Origin of the sequence: Parapedobacter pyrenivorans (assembly GCF_014636865.1) — a bacterium.
Classification (GTDB): domain Bacteria; phylum Bacteroidota; class Bacteroidia; order Sphingobacteriales; family Sphingobacteriaceae; genus Parapedobacter; species Parapedobacter pyrenivorans.
The window spans coordinates 370,483-390,856 of record NZ_BMER01000006.1; the positions used below are offsets into that span (position 1 = coordinate 370,483).

The window sequence follows — 20,374 nt, forward strand, 5'->3', positions numbered from 1 at the left end:
TGTTAGCTGTTTAACAATTGGATTACTTCCTCAGGCTTGGCACCCTCATGGACAATAGCCATCAACGCTCGGGTCATCCCGCTTGGATTGGCATGCTGGATGACGTTTCGGCCATATACAATGCCTTTCACGCCTTGTTGCATGAGGCCATATGTCCGCTGCAGAATCTCTTCATCGGTCGCTTTCCCGCCACCGCGTACCAAAACCGGGATATCGCCCGCAATTTCCACCACGCGATGGTAATCGTTCACATCATCGGTGGGGTCGGCCTTAATGATGTCCGCACCCAACTCTACACCCTGCCTCACTAATGGAATGATTTTCTCGGGATCACCGTTCACCATGTATCCCCCCGCCTCGCTGTTCGGACGGAATACCAAAGGCTCCACCATCAGCGGAATACCGTAACGCTCGGTTTCGGGCTTTATTCTCAGGATATTCTGGATGCATTGGTCGGTCACCTCCGGTTCATCCGGAATACTGAATAGGTTCACCACCACGCAAACGGCGTCCAGTCGTATTGCCTGCTCCACGGGATTTTCGATCATCCGGCTAAATAACGCGCGGGGCAATTGCTTTCCATAGACATTGGCCACATCCGTGCGTAAAACCAGCGAAGGCTTTTCGCGTCCTGGAATAGACTGTAGGTAATGGGCCTGACCAACTGTAAGTTGGATGGCATCCGGAGCGGCATCTACCAATACATTCACCGCATTCTTGATACTTTCAATCCCTTGCAAAAATGGATATTCATTAAAAAATCCATGATCAATAGCAACATCGAAACAGTTACCAGATCTGCTATTGAAAAGTCTATTTAATCGATAAGTTTTCATGAAGCAAATATAAACAAATAAACAACTTGTATATACAAGTAATGCAACTTATTTCAAAATAATCTCATCGACAAAAAGCCATGCGGGGGCTCCAGAACCCGGATAGCCAGCTGGAATATTTTGGTATGGTTTTGCCACTAATTTCAAATACTGAACGTTTGATGCCTTCACCGGGCAATGGATAAGTCTTCTTCTTGTCAGGTGCTCATGTTTCATTAGGTCCGGTGCCACTTTAGCAAGTAATCTCGTATTCACGGAATCTTTTCCACCCCATATTTCAATATGCTCGGGCGGATAAACGGGCATATACGTAACTCCGGCGTAGTTCTGCAACACACTAAGCATAAGCGTATCTATCGTGGTCGGCTTATCAAAGTACAACGCCGTCGCAAATGATGACTGAAGGTATCCTTGCCATCTGCCATCAGCATGATTGTCCCCACCGCTTTCTAAGTCCATTAATGACAATTCCATTCTCGCGGGGAATAAATAATGGGGCCTAGATTGCAATTCCATCCGATCAGGCAGATTTGGCGACTTTACATATTCGCGCTCTACGATACCACTGGGCAGCCAGCCTTTTTTATAGGCCTTCATCCGAAGTTTTTGTGCGCGATCGATTACAATGGGGTTATCAAATAGAGTCCCGGTTATACTATCCGGCTCACTTCCATCCAGCGAATAGCGGATTTCTACTCCGGGAATAGCATGGCTCAATGAGATTTCCAGGTTATCACGGAAAAATGTGCGGGCAGGTGTAACCTGCGGTGTGGTCAGCGGCAACAGGGATGTTTCGTCGCTTACAAACCCGCCTTCGATATACTTGGTAGGATAGGATGCGGCCAATTGACCGACTTCTTCCGTATTGATCGCGGTATTCCAAACGTACAGCTTTTGGATCGCCTCGTTTGCCAGCAAGGATTTGGCTCCTTCAACCGTCACACCGGTACCACTCAGACTGACACTTTTCAATGTTGGCACGGCATTCAATAAGGCGATGCCTTCATCATCCAACGGGGTATTATTTAGGTTTACCTTCCGTAGGTTACTGAAACTTTTGAGCATCTCCAAATCCTTTTTGTCAATCGGCATGCCACTCAGGTTCAGGGTGACGATCTGCTGAACGATCGGCTTCAAATCTGACAAGGACTGTTGATTATAAAAACTTGTGCCATAAAAACTGACTGCAAGGGCCGGCGATCCGTTGGCCACCGATCTGATTACACGATATGGACTTGCTAGCTTTTTGATCGACGCTTCATCAGCGGATGGAAAGTCGAAATGCTCTTCCTCCTCCACCTGATAAATTGCCTGGATAGCGAGCATCAGGGTGTCATCCGCTCTGAGTGTCGCCACCGGCAATCCAAATTGAGCACCGTTGGCCACCCATGCCTCAAGCAGCGCTAGTTCCTCCGCAGTTAATTGTGGCTTCCCTTCCGGTGGCATATGGTGTTCGTGACTGATGTCCAAAGACAACCGCTGGATCAACAGGCTCTCCGTTGTACCTCCCCCCAGCAGCAACGGCCCATTTTCACCACCCTTTAAAATAGATGCAGAGTCCGACAACACCAAATCACCCTTCGGCTTACTTGGATTATGGCAGGATAGGCATTTCGCCTTGAATATTGGAAGTACCGCATCTTCAAATACCTTGGCATGCTCCAAATCAAAGGCCTTTGCATCACCAGACCTCAGGGGCGATAATACGAAATCGGCCCCATGAGTCAACGATGCTCCAAAATGGCCAGCAATCAATACCAAAACTAAGCACAGGTTGGTAGCGCCGACAAAGAAATAACGATGAAGCTTATGTTGATTAGCCTGTATCCACAGGAGACCCCACGAAACAAAGGAAATCGCAACACCAATCCATTTATGCCACTGGAACTCACGCCCGTCATACCCGCCTTCACGTGCAAGAAGCAAACCCATAATCACCGTGAGGGCACTGGTCAGTGCGCTTACAAACAGCAACTCCCGAATCAATACCGAAATAGAAACTGACTCCTGAAACCGCTTGGGAAAATTAACAAACAGGCCGGTAAGCACCAATAAAACGATGGGGAAGTGCAGCAACATGGGATGCATTCTCCCAATAACCTGGATCCCCGAAGGCACTTTAATCAGATGTTCGACCAGCAGAAAAAAAACAATAAAACAATTGAGGCCAACCAGTAAGTTAAACCTCCAATAGGTTGCCTTCATTAATTTTTACCTGCTACGCGCTCAAATTTGTACGGGTAAACCTTACCGGAAGCCCATTGGGCTACATAAATATTCTCATCCTTATCGACACAGACATCATGTGGATGAGCGAACAACGGGCTCGATTGGGTCATCACTTGTAATTTACCCCCCTCATAGATAGGCTCAGTACCACCGATATTGGCCACTACTTTATTTGCTTTGTCCAATATGGTCACAAAACCGGAGTTAGCTTGATTCATATCCGGCGAACGAAGCACCGCTGCATAGAGCCGATCTCCATGGATAACAGGACGGCAGACTCCTGCTCCCGGTAAATCAATGATTTCCAAAAGCTCGCCGGCAAGGCTAAACCGCTTGAAGCAACATCTTGTCCGATCTGTCACCAACAAGGTCGGCTTACCCGCGCGCTGATCAATGGCGATTCCGTGTGCATTGTCAAGAAATCGATCTCCCTCGCCTCTTCCTCCAAACCATCCTTTCAGCTTGCCATCTGCTCCATAATGGAGAATATACTGCTGTCCGTACCCATCGGCCACATAGATATCGCCATTCGGCGCAACCGCCGTTTCGGTGGGCACATAAGCATCTTTATTGGCATATATTTCGGCTTCCTGCGGATAGTCCAAAGTCATTAATACACGCCCATCCAATGTGGTCTTGTATACTTGATGCTTTTCTGTATCGGTAATCAATAAAAACTGATCGGAACCTTCACCTGCGATGGACAACCCATGAGCGCCCGGATATTCTTTACCCCATGAGGCCTTTAACCGTCCTTTCGTATCGTATATAAGTACGTTATTTCGGGTTTCGTTGGTAAGCAGGAAGATACGTCCACGGCTATCCTGCACCATTTCGTGGCAGTCATTAACAGGAAAACGATTGGCATCCAATACACCCCACCCCTTTACTTGACGGTAAAACAAGCCATGATGCCCGTAAATCGGATCTGCGTTACCCAACACATCCTTCGCGGCTGCAATGGCCGTTAATCCGACGGCAGCACGACCAATAAAAACTCTTCTATTCATATTCTATCGATTAAAATTAAGCCAAAATACCTTTTACAACGTTACCGGCTACATCGGTAAGCCGATACCGCCTACCCAGATGCTGGTAAGTCAACTTTTCGTGGTCTAAGCCTAGCAGATGGAGTATTGTAGCGTGGAAATCATGTACGTGAACCGGATCTTTGGCAATATTGTAGCCAAACTCATCCGTCTCTCCATACACAAGCCCCGGCTTTACACCACCACCAGCCATCCAAACGCTGAAGCTGCGGGGATGATGATCCCGCCCATAGTTGTCGAAAGACATATGCCCCTGGCAATAGTTTGTCCGACCGAATTCGCCGCCCCACATGACCAGTGTTTCATCCAGCAATCCCCGTTGTTTCAAATCCGTCACCAATGCTGCTGACGCCTGATCGACATCCTTGGCCTGCAATGCCATCTGTCCAGGCAGTGCACCATGCTGATCCCATCCTTGGTGATAAAGCTGCACAAAACGGACCCCGTTCTCGGAAAGCTTCCTTGCCAATAAGCAATTGGCCGCATAGGTTCCCGGCACCAAACATTCGGGACCGTACATTTTCACGATGTGATCGGGTTCTTTCGAAACATCGGTCACCTCAGGAACTGATGTTTGCATGCGATAAGCCATTTCGTACTGCTGCACCTTGGCCGTGATCTCCTGGTCGCCAAAAACCTCAAACTGCATGGCGTTCAATTCCCCCAGCTTATCGAGCAAATTCCGCCTGCTCACCTTATCCGTACCTTCGGGGTTATTCAAATACAATACCGGGTTGGGGCCACCCATAAACTGCACCCCTTGATGCACGGAATCCAAAAACCCATTCGTCCAGAGTTTCGAATAAATTCCCTGACTATCACCCTTTCCTTTGGATATCAATACACAAAACGCGGGAAGATTTTCATTTTCACTCCCTAATCCATAGCTCAACCACGCTCCCATACTCGGACGGTTACCCTGTTGGGCGCCGGTCTGGAAAAAAGTGATCGCCGGGTCATGGTTGATCGCGTCGGTATGCATCGATCTGATAATGCATAAATCATCGACTATTTTGGCGGTATGTGGGAAAAGATCACTTACCCATGCCCTGCTTTGGCCATATTGTGCAAAATCATAATACGAGCCTACCAATGGGAAGGATGCCTGTCCGGATGTCATTCCGGTAAGACGCTGCCCGCCTTGTATAGACGCGGGCAAATCTTGCCCCATCATCTCCCGCAACTTGGGTTTGTAATCGAAAGATTCGAGCTGCGAAACACCTCCTGACTGGAATAAATAAATAACCCGCTTTGCCTTCGGTGCAAAATGCGGAATCGCCTTTGCCAGTGCTTCCTGCCCTTGCTGCCCTCCCGTAAATAATTTAGGAATCAACAATGAACCCAACGCAGCACTACCGATACCAACACTCAATGTCGACAAAAACTGGCGTCGATTTTGAAACAGTTTGGCATTCCCGATTTCTTTTTCCATGGATGACTTATTCTTCGCTTCCATTCATCAGCATTTAAGTGTTCTATATTCGTGTTGCGGTCTCCTCGAGGTTGTAAATCGCGTGAATTACCGCCATTAATGCGGCTTGTTCTATCTTTGGTAGATTTTCTGATTGCGGCGCTTCCCCAACTTTCAAAAATGCTTCGGCCGTAGTAGGGGCTTTATCAAAGCGTGTCTTCTCTTCTTGATAAAACTGGCTCAACACATCCGCTTCATCTTTCGTGGCAACCCGGCACAGAATCCGTTTGAATGCTGCTTGTATCAGTTCATCCGTCGAAGCCTTGTCGCCCGTCTCCATCAGTTCCCCGGCAAATACGCGGGCTGCTTCCAGTACTGTCGGGTCGTTCAACATGACCAATGCCTGCAGTGGCGTGTTCGTGCGCTGGCGGGTCACCTCGCACATGTCCCGGTTGCTCGAATCGAAAATAAGCATACTGGGTGGGGGTAGCGTAACTTTGAAAAACACATACATCCCCCTTCGGTACAAGTCGTCACCGTGATCCTGCACGTAATGAGCGAGTGCCCCCCTCCCCGGACTTGCGATCTCCCAGATCCCTTCAGGTTGGTACGGCTTTACACTTGGCCCACCAATGGTACGGTCCAATAGGCCGCTGCTTGCGAGCACTTGATCGCGGATTGCCTCTGCAGGCAGCCGAATGCGTGTTGCGCGTGCATAATAAATATTATCCGGATCTTTTTCCCGATGCTTGTCCGTAATCTGAGAAGACTGGCGGTAGGTGGCACTCATCACGAATTGCTTTACCAACCGCTTGATGTCCCAACCATGTTCCTGAAAATCCACCGCAAGCCAATCAAGTAGTTCGGGGTGACTGGGAAGCTCACCTTGATTGCCGAAATCGGCAATTGTCGGCACCAGCCCTCTACCGAAAAACAAAGCCCATATTTGATTAACGAATACACGCGCTGTTAGGGGATTATCCTTACTAAAAGTCCATTGTGCCAATCCAAGCCGGTTTTGCGCAAACTTCAGGCTATCAAAAGGAAGAACGGATTCGGGTGTCCCGGGATACACGCGTTCCGTTGGCGAGTCGTATACCCCTCGATCCAAGATGAACGTCGGCCTCAACGTATCAAGCTCGCCCATAATCGATACCGAAACTTCCTCTTTCTCGTCCCACTTATTAACAAAATCCAGCATGCCATTCAAATCTTCTTGGGTAATGGTCAATCGGGGAGTCTTCGATGGTCCGGAATTGACAAGGCCTTCAAGCCCCTTCTCGGTGGTGTTGTTGAAAAATGCGAATAAGCTGTAATAGTTTTTCTGAGAAAAGGGATCGTATTTATGATCGTGGCATTGTGCACATTCCATGGTGATGCCCAAGATACCCTTTGCAAACGTATTGGTTTTATCAAGTCCATATGCAACCCGATACTCCTCTTCGATTACGCCACCTTCTTCGGTAATCTTATGGTTCCTGTTAAAAGCAGTAGCCAGTATCTGTTCTTTCGTTGCGTTGGGCAACAAATCACCTGCCAATTGCCAGGTGACGAACCGGTCATAGGGCATATTCTCGTTGAATGCGTGAATCACCCAATCGCGCCAGGGCCACTGGGTACGGATGTCATCATCTTGATAGCCATAGGAATCGGCATAACGCGCTACATCCAACCAATGCAATGCCATTCGCTCACCGTAAGCCGTCGATGCGAGCAGCTCATCCACCATCTTCTCATAAGTTTCGGGCGAATCCTCCGCCAAGAAACGGTCTATCTGTTCGGCTGTTGGGGGCAAGCCCGTTAAATCTAAACTTACCCGCCGCAGGAGGTGGTAACTTTCCGCTGCCGCATTCGGTTTAAAACCCACTTCCTTCATTTTGTTCAAAACAAAATGATCGATTTCATTGCGTGCCCAGTCATCGCCATCGGGCAATTCGGTTTTAGTCGGTACCGCAAATGCCCAATGGGGCTTGTATACGGCTCCTTGTTCGATCCATTTCGTTAATAAATCAATCTCCCGCGCAGTCAGGGTCAGGTTTGACGAAACGGGAGGCATGCGGTACGTATCGTCATCAGTGACCAGCCGATGGTATACTTCGCTTTCCTTCGGTTTCCCCGGTACAATGGCAAACATATCCGGATGGTCCGCTAGCGCGCCGTAGGCACCTTCTTCCGTATCCAAACGCAAACCGGCCTCACGGGTATTGTTATCGGGACCGTGACATGCGAAACACTTATCCGACAGGATCGGGCGAATGTGGAAATTATAGTCCACCACATCTGGAATACCCACGTCCGCTCCGCCTTGCTCACCACTAGAATTGCAAGTAGCTAGCGAAAAGACGATTGCACTGATACCCAACGCCGCTATCCATTTTTGGAAAGGCTTCGCCGCTATACGGGTTAACTTTTTCTGAATCATAACAGAAGGCAATAATATCGTTTACAAAAGGCAGAATCAGCCCAAACACGATTGACGCTCACGCAAATATACTTATTTAGCTTGTGTATACAAGAGAATGTATGATTATTGTGCTTCCATTTCGCGTATGCGGACTAACCATTCATCCCAGTGAAGATCCACGATCCCCATTACCCGTTTTGGCGACCAGTCATCGTTGTACAAGCTAAAACTTCCGTTTGTCGCATTATCGATGGAAACAAACTCCCAGCCGAAACGAGTTCCCTGGTTCAGTGTATTCCCTAAAATCTGCCGGAGCTCTTCATCGCTAAAGTGGTTGAAATCACTTCCATTAAATGTCATATGTTCGGTAATCGCCCAATCCCGATTGTAGGTATCCTTTGCGTGCTTCACCCGGTCATAGGCTTTTTGGTTCGGGCTATTCGTCGGAAAAAACCAGCTCCAATTTACCTGAATAATATTCGGTGCGTCCAAATGGGCTAAGAACTCTTCCGGGTTACCATTCCTTTTTACCATGGTGTCTTCGTCTGCGTCGAGGTAATCAACGGCAATATAGGCATCCGCTCCCGCTATTTCACGGAATGCGGCCGCATCTCCATTAACCCATTCGGCTAGAAACTGTGCTCTGAATTTGTTCCAATACGCATTGTTGATGAACGACTGCGGGGTGGGAAACGTTGTTGGCATTTTCGCAGCGACGTCGGTAATCCCATTTTCGGTCAACCACCCCTCATACGCATTCTTCGCATGCTCACTGTAACATAGATTTATCGTGCCCATGTACTGTGGTTCCACCGTGGTCTCAAAATATAGGATTTTTTCGTGATCGACCCCAGCTGCAAGTTTTTTGATAAACGTTCTGGCTGCACCCCGGTAGCCGTCATGAAAAATCGACACCACCCTTGATCCAAACCCATACTCCGTATCCGTCACCGTCTTTCCCTGATCGTTGATGGCATCCGCATCCGGAAAACGGTCCCAAAAACCAGCGGGCATTTGCCCGCCACCCACGGCATACGTTTCTACCGACAAACAGGGCATCATTCCTTTGGCATAGATCGTCTTAATCAGCCGATTTAACGGTTCCAACGACACATCGGGAACCCCATCACCATCGTGGTCAAAATGATGCCAATAGCAGTTGATCTCAATCACATTGTAATGCTTGGCTTTGAGTCGATCCAGGTCGCCAATCAACTGCTGTACAGCATTGTCATCGGCAAAATTCCGGAGGGGCTTTGCAATTTTCAGGAATACCCATTCGCCATCCCGGTAAAATTTTCCATCCTCAATTTTCCAAACTGACTTTTCCTCCGGTTTGTCCTGTGGCTTGCCAGCATGGTCTGTATCCGTTTTTGCCGCACACGCAAACAATGTTGCAATCACTCCTATCCCCAACCAATTCATAAATCTCATTTTTTCTCCGTTTATTCAGCAGCCAAGATTCTTAAATCATCCAACCCGATAGTAACCGGCGAATCGGAGTCCCCTTTCGTAAACATGTAAAGCCGGAAAAAGTTAATTGCAGCGAGGTCCGGATCACCACCTGTGATAGACGCATCCTTAAATTTCAACACCAGTTCATTCCACCCGGCATTGATGTTCATATTATTTAAAATAATAGGCCAAGTAAACTCATTTTTATCTGGCCCTCCTGAACTTGTCAACTCGAACTGACCGATTTCAGCCATCGGATCAAACTGAGATGGATCCGATACATAAAACCAAACATGCAACTCGCCTAACGCTTTGCTCACTTGGGTATTGAGTGGCTCCGATAAATGGTGCTGTAGCAACAGCAAGTTGCCTGCTCCGTTTACCTTGGTCTTTATAGCGGCGAGCCCTTCCATTTTATCCTCTTGATCCACAAACCCCTCGCCTGCCCAACCCCAACCGTCACCATTATCCGCACGATTTAAAACACTAGGTGGCGGTAAAATAGAAAGATAAGTCATCGCTATCCGATTGCCGCACGTCGTGTTACCGATCATGGTCTTGCGAATGGAGTAAGCCCCTGGTGCGCTTGCTGCCAAATCAATTTCACCCGTTAAATTATCTTTCAACACGAGCCCTTCTGAGGCAGAAAAAACTCCGGGAATGTCCTCCCCGGAATTGTAGTCAGGCAATATTGTACCAACTTCGCCTTGCCGGAATGGCGAACCGTCGTAAAAGAAGTCGGACTCACAGGGTGCCATTTTAGTATCTTCTTTACAGGCAACGAACACCAATGAAGCCAGCACCCAAACTAACCCCTGTTTCATATTGTTCCTTTTCATTTTTGTTTTCATGTTTATTCGGTTTATCTGTTGCTATTTCCAACCTTCGTTTTGCTCGAGATTCGGGTTTTTATTCAATTCCGACTGCGGAATCGGGAATAGGTGTCTTTTCTCGTCAAACACCCGTGCTCTGATGGGTATCCGCTCGTATTTCAGTTCAGTACCTGTACGCGTAATGCGCATCCCATGCATTTGTCTTCCAAACGCTTGAACCCCTATTTTCCAGCGCCTTACGTCCCAGAACCGATTATCTTCAAATGCCAACTCAATTCGGCGTTCCTGACGGATGCGAACCCGCATTTCATCTTGTGATAGATTTTCGGCCAAGGCTGGCATACTCGAACGTGCGCGTACGGCATTAACTGCGGCATACACATCGGCATCCGGCCCGCTCGCTTCATTTCGGCTTTCGGCAAAATCTAACATCACCGTGCCCAATCGGAAAAGGATCCACGTAGCGGCTCTACGCTGCGCACTGTTGACCGTGAGCGACTCATCAAGGAATTTTTTCATAAAATAGCCTGTTTGGCTTCTCGTGTGTGTTCCAACGGAGATTCCGTCAGCGCCTCCAACAAACGATTCAATGGCTCTTCCTTGCCAAGGGGCTCCGTTGTATAGGATACTGGCGTAAAACCGAGGGTCTCTATTCTCATAGGGATTTTGCGGATCATACCCTGAAGCCGGGTTCACCGAACCGTCGGCCAAGAACGGGGCTACACCGTTAGCCATTTCATAAGCATCAACCAATTCTTGTGTAGGAGATGTCCCACTCCAACCACCGTACCCTGAAGGGCCATTTGCCACCTCCATCGTGTTGAGACTTCCCCCTGCCATAAAAGCAAAGATCACCTCTGAATTATTATTAACCAAAAACAGGTTCCGGTAGTCGTTAAACAATTCGTAACCAAGCTCGCTGTCGTCCAAAATGGCCTTGGCTGCATCCGCTGCAACCTTCCAACGTTGTTTGTCATTGAGCGGGTTGTGCATTGGACTCGCATAGAACAACAACGCTTCTGCTTTCAACGCGAGCGCAGCGCCCTTCGTTGCGCGACCTAATTGACTGGACTCATGAACAACAGGAAGCAGGCTTGCTGCCTGGTCAGCCAGACCTGTGATATAAGCAACACACTCATCAACGGTATTCCGAGGCAACGCCAAATCGTCATTTACGCTTAAAACGCCGTCCACAATGATAAAAGCACCATAGCCCTTAAGCAATTGTTGATAGAAAAATGCTTTCAGGAAAATCGCTTCACCCTTCATGCGTTCTTTGACCGCTGCACTTCCTGGAACATGATCAATGTTCTTCAAGAATATATTAGCTTTCCTGATTGCGGAATAATACATGCCCCAGTAATCACCCAACGGGTTCCCAGTAGGGCTCAATGCGCCGATGTTAAAGGTGTATCCCCCTGTTGTCAGGTTTGCTGCATCCGCATCGTCTGTGGTAGATGACAACAAATAATTGGGCGTGCGGTTGTAGATACCTCCATACAATTCACTGTACACATTATTCAAAAACTTCTCCGTAACTAATAAGTCTTCGAAAGCCGCCGCCTCTGTCATCTGGTCATTGGGTTGTCGATCCAGTATACTTTTATCACACCCTGCTGCCAAAACGATCAGCACAAGGAAATTCAATAATCTTTTCATATTGTTATTCTTATATTTCTATCAGTCTTCACCAAAACCATTCAAGGTAATCCGTGTATCGACTAAAAATCAATTGTAACTCCGCCGTTGATAACCCGTTGCTGTGGATAAAAGTCTCCACCGGCCCATGCTGGGTTCTCCGGATCGACAATTTTAACATTGTCCCAAGTCACCAGGTTATGCGCATTCAGATACAGCCTCACTTTCTGGATTTTGACCGCTTTTAATGCAGTCGCACTAAACGAATAGCCAAGTTCGATGTTTTTCAGACGAACGTAATCACGTGGCCGCATCCAGAAGTCAGATAGGCGCTGGTTATTCGGATTATCCGTACTGGAAAGGCGTGGATAGGTAGCTGTTGCAGCCGTTTCAGGAGTCCAGCGATTCATGTGCCACTCATTTACTTTTCCCGCACCTCCACCTCTAAATTCCCAGATTGCGAAGTTGTCCATAAATACAGAAGAATTACCCGCTCCCTGGAATAGCACGCTGAAGTCTACACCCGCATACGAAACCCGGCCGGATAGTCCGAACATCAACTCTGGAATACCGGTATTAAACCCGAGCGGTACCTCATCATTTGCATCGATGACGCCGTCGTTATTGATATCTTTATACTTGATATCCCCTGGCCGCAGTGATTCCTGGGTTACAAATGTGTGAGGTGCACTCGCGTTGATGTCTTCATATGATTCGAAAAAGCGATCCCATTTTAAGCCAAACGGTTGCCCTACGCGTAATCCAGTACGGTATTGGTAATCAAACTCCCGGCTCTCTTCATCCATGAAAAGCACCTTATTCCGAGCGAACGTCACATTCCCACTAATACTGTAGTTGACTTTGTTACTCGAAGGATTTCTATAGGTCAATTCTGCATCAACTCCACGGTTTTGGACAATCCCGATATTGACCGGGGGCAGGTCACCGCCTTGCCTACCTACAATTGCCGATACTGTTCCACGGGTGGTTAAGATATTATCTCTGCGTTCATGGAAAACATCTGCTGTTAAATACAATTGGTCATTGAACAACCCAAGCTCTACTCCTAAATTGGTCTTCCGTGCTCGTTCCCACGTGATGTCCTCGTTAGCTAGCGGTCCTTCTCCAATTCCGCCATATCCAGCCTGAGCACTGCCAAAGCGGTATCCGCCAGCTCCTTGAAAGGTTTGCTGATAAAGGAACCTACGTGCTCCCAACCGGTCGTTCCCGACTTCTCCATAGGATGCACGCAGTTTAGCAAAATTGAGTACCTCTTGGTCTTTGTTGAAGAACCCTTCTTCTGAAATTACCCAGCCAGCAGAAAAGGAAGGGAAGAAGCCAAACCGACTGCCCTTCGGAAACTGCTCGGAACCATTATACCCGATATTAACCTCGCCAAATAATCGGCTCTGGTAGGCATACGTGAAACGGCCAACGTAGCCGAGGTATGAAAACGGAATGTTATAGCCGTCATCATGTCTTACAAGCCTATTTTGGTTGAATAGCGCCAACCCTGTTACCTGATGATCACCAAAGGTGCGGTTATAATCGAAGGCCGCCTCAAAATTGACCGTTCGATTGTACGCATATCCCTTGCCAATACCCAATTCGGTATCATTACCAAATTGGTTGTAGCCGCCATCCTCACGCAGCTGATAGACTGCATAGCCACGGCTCGCATGGATGTTATAGTCAAATGATCCGTCAAACGCAAACGCTGCCCTTGCGGAAAGACCCTTCGTCAGGAAATCCAACTTATGGCTCATCCGATACGTGCCCTGTAGAAAGTTTCCGTAAAAGTCGCGGTATCCACCGTGCGCAATCAATCCCATTGGGTTCTCTGGATTAAGACCATCGCCAGCTAGTGAACCGTCTGCATTTTTTATCGGCATATTCGGGGGAATCCGATTGAGGATCGTAAAAATCAGCCAGGTATCCCTCCCTGGGTAGTTACGGTTCTCGACACGTCCAGCCAAATCAAGTCCAACAGTGAGGTTATCGCTCAGGTTGATGTCAATATTTGAACGGAAATTGTACCTGTTGAACTTGGCATTAGCATCGTAATCATTCAACTTCGTAAAATTGTATACCCCGTCTTGAGTCAACGCGCTGGCCGAAACAAAATACCGCACTTTGTCTCCACCACCACTGATGTTGAGATTCGCCCTTGTCATCGGTGTAAACGGCTTGAGAAATTCTTCAAACCAATCGGTATTAGGGTATAAGTAAGGGTCCGCACCAATTCGGTAGTATTCCAGGTCCTGATCGCTGAACTTCTTAGGGAGGTTGTCATTAGCCAACGCTTCGTTGTAGAGTGTCGCATAATCATAGGAACCTACGAATTTTGGCAATCTGATTGGGCTTTGGTATCCGAGCTCTGACGAAAAAGATATCTGTGGTTTCCCTGATTTACCACGTCGCGTCGTTACCAAGATAACCCCATTGGCTCCCCTCACACCGTATACCGCCGTGGAGGAAGCATCTTTCAGAATACTGATGCTCTCTACTTCATTGGGATCGAGTTGTGCAAAATCACGTCCTAAAACACCGTCTACCACCACCAATGGAGCAGCATTATTGAATGTAGATACCCCACGGATGAACAGCTGGGAAAGATCATTACCCGGCTCACCGGTAGGTTGAAAAGCCACCAGCCCGGGCAATCTGCCCGCAAGGGCATTGCTCAGATTGGACACCGGACTTTGGCGCAATTCTTTAGTGGCAACGGAGGAAATAGCCCCCGTAAGGCTTACCTTCTTTTGCTCCCCATAAGCCACTACCACCACTTCCTCCATAAAGGTATCTGTGCCTTCCAATACCACATTGATTTGCGTTCTTCCCGCAACCGCTATTTTCAATTGCTGATAACCCACGAATGTGAAAAGCAAGGTATCGGTGTCGACCGTTCGGATACGATATTGACCATCGGCACCGGTCGCCGCCCTATTATTGGGGTACAATAAGGGTGTGACCGATACACCCGATAGCGGTGTGCCATCATTGGCCGATACGGTACCGATGATAGCGAGTTGTTCTTGTTGATTACCAGCACTAAATGCTGTTCCCTCAAAAAGAAAAAGCAACATGCAAAAACATAAAAATCGATTCATAGTAATATATAATTTGGTTGGTATTATTTTTTGTTCGTTGTCGAAAATGAGTACGGAACACCTATCCGCTCGTGTTTAGTCGCCTACCCCTAATGGGCAATAAATATCGTCGTGGGCGGGTCTATTCTGGATATTCGTGTAATGTTCCCAGACACCCAGTCCATTGTCATAACCGACAATCCCGTATCTAGGATCAAATACGCCAGCAGCGGGCCCGAGGTCATAGATAAAATACTCCGGCCCCTCCTTATAATGCAGGTTGATGACCCAACGCAAACCCATATTCTCCTGCGAACCCACATGACTTAAATCAAGCATATATGCCGCTGAGTTCGATCCGTATTCATTAGGCGTTGCGGTGCTTGTTTTTGCACAACTTGACAGATTAAGTAAGTACCGGTTGCGTGTAATGGCTGGTGATACCGAAGCGACAGGCTCCAAATACCTAACACAACGCGGGATGGTCCAAGCGGAAGCTGGATTGTCTGCCGGATTATATTTGGGCTGCGTACCATACGACACCAGCACCTCCCAGTCCCCAATCCACATTAAACTATACGGATTCCATACCGGATGTTCGTTATTCGGATAACGGCTATCCGTACCAAACAATTCGAATTGCCATAAATACGTGCCGTTTCGCTTTTCGTCGGTATATTTTATCCAATCAGTTAGCGGACCGGCGCCTTGAAACTTGCTCTTCGCGGGAAAATTATCGGCAAAAGCAGTAACCGCCTGCCACATATCCACGACCTGCTTTACTTCGAACGTTTCCCACGTATTGATTGCAGCGGCAAATGCCCGGATGGGCATATTTGGAATGTTCTCAACGTTTAAGTATTTGTTATTGGCTTTACATTTGAACGCGAATCCGCCACCTATTCCATCTTCCACAAGGAATTTTTCCCAGTCAGTATCACAGGCCGTTCCGCCATTGGCATAGACGTAATGATTACCGGTAGCAGCGGCCTGAAGGAATTGCCCGTTTCTCCGGGATATTAACCCCACGTAGCCACTTCCCGCATCAACAACATCATATACTTCATGCGTACCAACACCATTCTTCAGGGCCTCAGCGCCGTTATAGCTATTCAGGACGCCTACATATTTTCCGGTCACCGCAAACTGGATCTTTACCGGTCCGTTTGGAAGCACCGCAAGCGTTGTTCCAAAACGACTAGATACGTCTAAGCCTATCGTATTTAACTCCAGCTCCGCTTCTTGATGCGAGCAACCCATCGCAACAATGCACAAGACTACAAAAGACAGCTTTTTCATCAGTTGGTTTTTATTTGGTTAACATGGTTATTGTTCGTCCTTGGATAGTGAGAAGGGAAAGTCTGCTTCATTTACACCCCGGCTTTTGTTCGGCGTATCAGACATCTCGAACACGATATTGGCGCCTTTCATCAATTCTTGGTGGCCCAGCCAATTTTTGGTGAGTTTCTTTCCGTCTATTGCCGCATTGCGGATATACCGGCTTTGTGATTGGTTTCCCGAAGCTTCTATGACCACTTGATTTCCGTTTTCAAGCATCAACGTTGCTTTTTCGAAGAGGGGCGACCCGATCACATACTGATCCATCGCGGGGCAGACGGGATAGAAACCCAATGCGGAAAACACGTACCAAGCTGAAGTCTGTCCGTTATCTTCGTCGCCGCAGTAACCATCCGGCCCGGAATGGTACAGCTTGTCCATCACCTCTCTCACCCAATATTGCGCCTTCCATGGCTGGCCAGCAAAGTTGTATAGGTACGTCATGTGCTGTATCGGTTGGTTGCCATGGGCATATTGCCCCATATTCATGATCTGCATCTCACGGATTTCATGGATAACAATCCCATAGTAGCTCTCGTCATACACCGGCGGCAGGGTAAACACCGAGTCTAGCTTAGCCGTGAAATTGTCCTTTCCTCCCATGAGGTCGATGAGCCCCTGGATATCGTGAAAAACAGACCAGCTGTAATGCAAACTGTTGCCTTCGGTAAAGGCATCACCCCATTTGAACGGATTGAACGGGGATTGGAAAGATCCATCTTCATTTTTTCCCCGCATTAATCCGGTTGTCGGATCGAATAAGTTTTTATAATTGCCTGCACGCGCGGCAAACCGCTTAATTTCTTCTGCGGGGCGACCCAATTCCTTGGCGAGCCGGTAGATCGCAAAATCGTCGTAGGCATACTCCAGCGTGCGTGCTGCATTTTCATTGATACCCACATCATAGGGCACATAACCCAATTTATTATAATAGTTCACCCCAAGCCGCCCTACCGACTTTAACGGACCTTCCTTTTCACTATTCTTCAACAATGCTTCATACAGCGTATTGATGTCGTACCCTCTGGCACCTTTCAAGTATGCCTCGGCAACGATGGAGGCCGAGTTCGATCCGATCATGCTTTCCCGATGGCCCGGACTTGCCCATTCGGGAAGCCAACCGCTTTCCTTATAGGTATTAACCAGTCCTTCCATGATCTGCCCCGTAAGCGTTGAATACATCAGATTGAAAAAAGGAAACACTGCCCGGAATGTATCCCAAAAACCATTGTCGGTAAATAGGTAGCCCGGCAGCACCTGTCCGTTGTAAGGGCTATAGTGCACGATACCACCATTCGCATCGTACTCGTAGAACTTGCGTGGATAAAGCAACACGCGGTATAGGCAGGAATAGAACGTACGCAATTGATCGTCCGTCCCGCCCGTTACCGCGATACGGCCTAACTCCGTATTCCACACGGCCTCTCCTTTGGCTTTCACGGCATCAAACTCATCGTCTCCAAGCTCGTTGAGGTTGCGCTCCGCCTGTTCCTGGCTGATGAACGAGGAGGCAACGCTTGCGTGTACCTTTTCACCGCGCTTGGTTTGAAAAGCGATGACGCCGATTGCATGGTTTCCAGTGTATTCCAAGCCGGGCTGCTTTTGCTTATTGTCATACGTAGCCGCATAGGTAAAGGGCTTATCAAACGTTATGACGAAATAATTCCTGAAATTCGCTGGTACCCCACCGCTGTTTTTCGTGGTATAACCGATCACCTTGCGTTCTTCCGGGATTACCTTGATAAACGATCCGTTGTCAAATGCATCAATGATCAGGTAAGCACTATCCGTTTCGGGATATGTAAAACGGAACTTCGCTGCCCGTTCAGTGGGTGTCACCTCGGCTGTCACATCATGGTCGGCGAGGTATACACTATAATAGTGCGGTTTAACCACCTCCGCCTTGTGCGAAAACCAGCTGGCGCGTTCTTCCTCGTCTACTTTCAGCGAGCCGGTTACGGGCATGAGTGAAAACTGGCCGTAATCCCCTATCCATACACTGGCTTGATGGGTCTGCTTAATGCCCCTGATTTTATCCGCGGCATATTGATACAGCCACCCATCACCCATTTTTCCGGTTTGGGGCGACCAGAAATTCATGCCCCAAGGCAATGCAATGACTGGATATTGATTGCCGTTTGACAATTCGAACTTCGAATCGGTCCCCATCAAAGGGTTCACCCAATCCACGGGATTTCGGTCAATTCCGGCAAGTGATTGACTGGGTGCGATTTGAAATACGACAAAAAAGGATAGGACGCACTTGATACAAATGCTAGCGTATGAATTCATAAATCTATATTTAGTCGTTTTGTTCTTGATTACCGATATGATGCTGCCCCTAGCCTTCGGTAGATTTAAATAAGTGGAAAAAATTATAGGGGTCTACCACTTCGATGTCGAGCTCCGGCCTCAATTTTCGCAGTTCTTCCAAGGCCGCGATTACTTGACTCGGGCTCGTCCATACAATACGGAAAAAATAGAATGCTGGTTTAGCGCCGTCACGGGGAGCAGGTATTTCCAGCGACAGCTCATTGGCTGTTTGTTGGGGCGTTGAAAAATTACACGCCGAATTGATCAACTCCATCACGGGCATTTCCTTCCAAACGTGCGGTTTAGGAAGTTTGCCTCCAGCATTGTGAAAATCGATTACAATCGTCGAAAACCCATCACCTGAAAATTGGGTAAATGCATCTTTAACTGCGGCGGTCGGCTCATCCCAGTCCAGTACCATGGGCGAGAGTGACATATCCAACCGCTGATAAAAACGTTTGTTGTGATCAATAAATAGCGGAAGATGCGCCGAACCGATCCGATTCGGGTTCATATAGCCCGCAGCGCTTGCATCAGCTGTGAAGAAATCGTTAGGGCTCTTCGTGTCATAAAAGTATTGGATGACATCCGGGTAGGTTTCAATCAAATTCGGATTAATACCCCACGCCAGTGGAATTTCACCACGTGCACTATCGTTCCAATGCTTGGGTAAAAAATCATACAATGGCGTCGCCGAGTCGTAGTCCGCCATCAAGAAACAGAGGTAGGTTTTCCCACCCTCCGGGTCCTTCAATTCAGGTCGGCCTTGCTGCAATTCACCTACAGCTGCTTGTGCGTGTATGGACTGATTGAAACACAGGTGGGCAACCGTATTCTGGTAGCAATTGTAAGGCGATATGAGGTGTACGGTTTCCCATTCGGTGGGAACGGGGTCGTGCTTGCTTTCATATCCCGGGATATTGCTATATTTGGGAAACGAGAAAAACCCCGCCACTTCAGTCATTTGCTTCCCCTTTGTCAGCTTCATTACTGCCTCCAGCATCAGCTTATAGGTTTCCAGGTCTGTCCCAAGCCGTTGATCAGGATCATCCAACGGCGCCTCATCCCCCCATGGCGAAAGGTCGTACACAAACGATTGGTTGCGTACCGGCCAATCCCGGGTTACGACGTAGTTGATATCTCCTTTTTCCCGGGTCATATACGCATCCTCATACAAACACAGCCAATGGGGATCGCATCGGCCCGTTTCCAAAAACTCCCGGATTGCCCAGCGGTAGGCGTCATTTTTCTTACTACCGGTTTCCTGTCCGGTAAACATCCCCCTGAAATCTTTGATGATGGGCAACTCCCACCTATCCAGATACAGGTCTGCCTGCCCAGGGCTCACGACAATTCCGTCCTCCAATCCTGCCAACGTAGTGGCTACATTCAGGGATGCCGGCACATCCGGATCCCAGATGATGGCTCCTTTTACCTGGTCGCCTGCCAATGCCATCAGTTCTTCCAGGGTAGCAATTGCTGTGTGCTCCTTATTTTCCAACCATTTGCCCGATGCGGATAAGGTATCGAGCCAATATGCTGGGCGCTCATACGTGTCGGAAAGCAAATAGAGTTGCGTCGTATTCCTATTCAATATTCCCTGGATGCAAGCCACCATCACCGCTTCATCGTAGGCGTCTGCCGTATTATCACCGCTCAGGGTATAGGTATACAGCTTATTTGTATGCACTGTCGGCTCACAGGCAGCCGCCAATATCCCGCATAGCAACATAAACAGCAGGCATTTCGAACTATTAAAATTCATCGCGTTCATACTCG

General features: G+C 48.1%; 12 protein-coding genes. All 12 read right to left on the bottom strand.

Annotated elements, in window-relative coordinates; genetic code table 11:
• Nucleotides 1-2 precede the first annotated feature (2 nt).
• Nucleotides 3-836 carry a class I fructose-bisphosphate aldolase gene (locus IEV98_RS22760; RefSeq protein WP_188508345.1) on the bottom strand — a complete coding sequence of 278 codons (834 nt, stop codon included), beginning with the start codon at nt 834-836 and terminating at the stop codon, nt 3-5.
• A 48-nt stretch (nt 837-884) separates the two neighbouring features.
• Entirely contained in the window at nt 885-3,041 is a 2,157-nt protein-coding gene (locus IEV98_RS22765; protein ID WP_188508346.1) for an FN3 associated domain-containing protein, read from the bottom strand.
• Entirely contained in the window at nt 3,041-4,075 is a 1,035-nt protein-coding gene (locus tag IEV98_RS22770; protein ID WP_188508347.1) for an NHL repeat-containing protein, read from the bottom strand. The genes IEV98_RS22765 and IEV98_RS22770 overlap by 1 nt, the downstream gene beginning before the upstream one ends.
• Nucleotides 4,076-4,091: 16 nt before the next feature.
• Nucleotides 4,092-5,570, bottom strand: a complete 1,479-nt coding sequence (locus IEV98_RS22775; protein WP_229738924.1) for a DUF1501 domain-containing protein — start codon at nt 5,568-5,570, stop codon at nt 4,092-4,094.
• A 19-nt stretch (nt 5,571-5,589) separates the two neighbouring features.
• Entirely contained in the window at nt 5,590-7,947 is a 2,358-nt protein-coding gene (locus tag IEV98_RS22780; protein WP_188508348.1) for a PSD1 and planctomycete cytochrome C domain-containing protein, read from the bottom strand.
• Between the two features lie 105 nt (nt 7,948-8,052).
• Nucleotides 8,053-9,363 (bottom strand): alpha-amylase family protein, encoded by a 1,311-nt coding sequence (locus IEV98_RS22785; RefSeq protein ID WP_188508349.1) that lies wholly within the window; start codon nt 9,361-9,363, stop codon nt 8,053-8,055.
• An 11-nt stretch (nt 9,364-9,374) separates the two neighbouring features.
• Nucleotides 9,375-10,223 (bottom strand): hypothetical protein, encoded by an 849-nt coding sequence (locus IEV98_RS22790; RefSeq protein ID WP_229738925.1) that lies wholly within the window; start codon nt 10,221-10,223, stop codon nt 9,375-9,377.
• Between the two features lie 33 nt (nt 10,224-10,256).
• Nucleotides 10,257-11,876 (bottom strand): RagB/SusD family nutrient uptake outer membrane protein, encoded by a 1,620-nt coding sequence (locus tag IEV98_RS22795; RefSeq protein WP_188508351.1) that lies wholly within the window; start codon nt 11,874-11,876, stop codon nt 10,257-10,259.
• Nucleotides 11,877-11,938: 62 nt separating this feature from the next.
• Entirely contained in the window at nt 11,939-14,965 is a 3,027-nt protein-coding gene (locus IEV98_RS22800; RefSeq protein ID WP_188508352.1) for a SusC/RagA family TonB-linked outer membrane protein, read from the bottom strand.
• A gap of 75 nt (nt 14,966-15,040) precedes the next feature.
• Nucleotides 15,041-16,243: a fascin domain-containing protein gene (locus IEV98_RS22805; protein ID WP_188508353.1), complete on the bottom strand. Its 1,203-nt coding sequence runs from the start codon at nt 16,241-16,243 to the stop codon at nt 15,041-15,043.
• 27 nt (nt 16,244-16,270) lie between these two features.
• Entirely contained in the window at nt 16,271-18,574 is a 2,304-nt protein-coding gene (locus tag IEV98_RS22810; protein ID WP_188508354.1) for a GH92 family glycosyl hydrolase, read from the bottom strand.
• 49 nt (nt 18,575-18,623) lie between these two features.
• Nucleotides 18,624-20,369: a GxGYxYP domain-containing protein gene (locus tag IEV98_RS22815; protein ID WP_188508355.1), complete on the bottom strand. Its 1,746-nt coding sequence runs from the start codon at nt 20,367-20,369 to the stop codon at nt 18,624-18,626.
• Nucleotides 20,370-20,374 lie beyond the last annotated feature (5 nt).

Excerpts from the sequence above, each read along its gene's own strand:
- IEV98_RS22760 (WP_188508345.1), bottom strand. The coding sequence starts at position 836 with ATGAAAACTTATCGATTAAATAGACTTTTCAATAGCAGATCTGGTAAC.
- IEV98_RS22765 (WP_188508346.1), bottom strand. The coding sequence starts at position 3,041 with ATGAAGGCAACCTATTGGAGGTTTAACTTACTGGTTGGCCTCAATTGT.
- IEV98_RS22770 (WP_188508347.1), bottom strand. The coding sequence starts at position 4,075 with ATGAATAGAAGAGTTTTTATTGGTCGTGCTGCCGTCGGATTAACGGCC.
- IEV98_RS22775 (WP_229738924.1), bottom strand. The coding sequence starts at position 5,570 with ATGGAAGCGAAGAATAAGTCATCCATGGAAAAAGAAATCGGGAATGCC.
- IEV98_RS22780 (WP_188508348.1), bottom strand. The coding sequence starts at position 7,947 with ATGATTCAGAAAAAGTTAACCCGTATAGCGGCGAAGCCTTTCCAAAAA.
- IEV98_RS22785 (WP_188508349.1), bottom strand. The coding sequence starts at position 9,363 with ATGAGATTTATGAATTGGTTGGGGATAGGAGTGATTGCAACATTGTTT.
- IEV98_RS22790 (WP_229738925.1), bottom strand. The coding sequence starts at position 10,223 with ATGAAAAGGAACAATATGAAACAGGGGTTAGTTTGGGTGCTGGCTTCA.
- IEV98_RS22795 (WP_188508351.1), bottom strand. The coding sequence starts at position 11,876 with ATGAAAAGATTATTGAATTTCCTTGTGCTGATCGTTTTGGCAGCAGGG.
- IEV98_RS22800 (WP_188508352.1), bottom strand. The coding sequence starts at position 14,965 with ATGAATCGATTTTTATGTTTTTGCATGTTGCTTTTTCTTTTTGAGGGA.
- IEV98_RS22805 (WP_188508353.1), bottom strand. The coding sequence starts at position 16,243 with ATGAAAAAGCTGTCTTTTGTAGTCTTGTGCATTGTTGCGATGGGTTGC.
- IEV98_RS22810 (WP_188508354.1), bottom strand. The coding sequence starts at position 18,574 with ATGAATTCATACGCTAGCATTTGTATCAAGTGCGTCCTATCCTTTTTT.
- IEV98_RS22815 (WP_188508355.1), bottom strand. The coding sequence starts at position 20,369 with ATGAACGCGATGAATTTTAATAGTTCGAAATGCCTGCTGTTTATGTTG.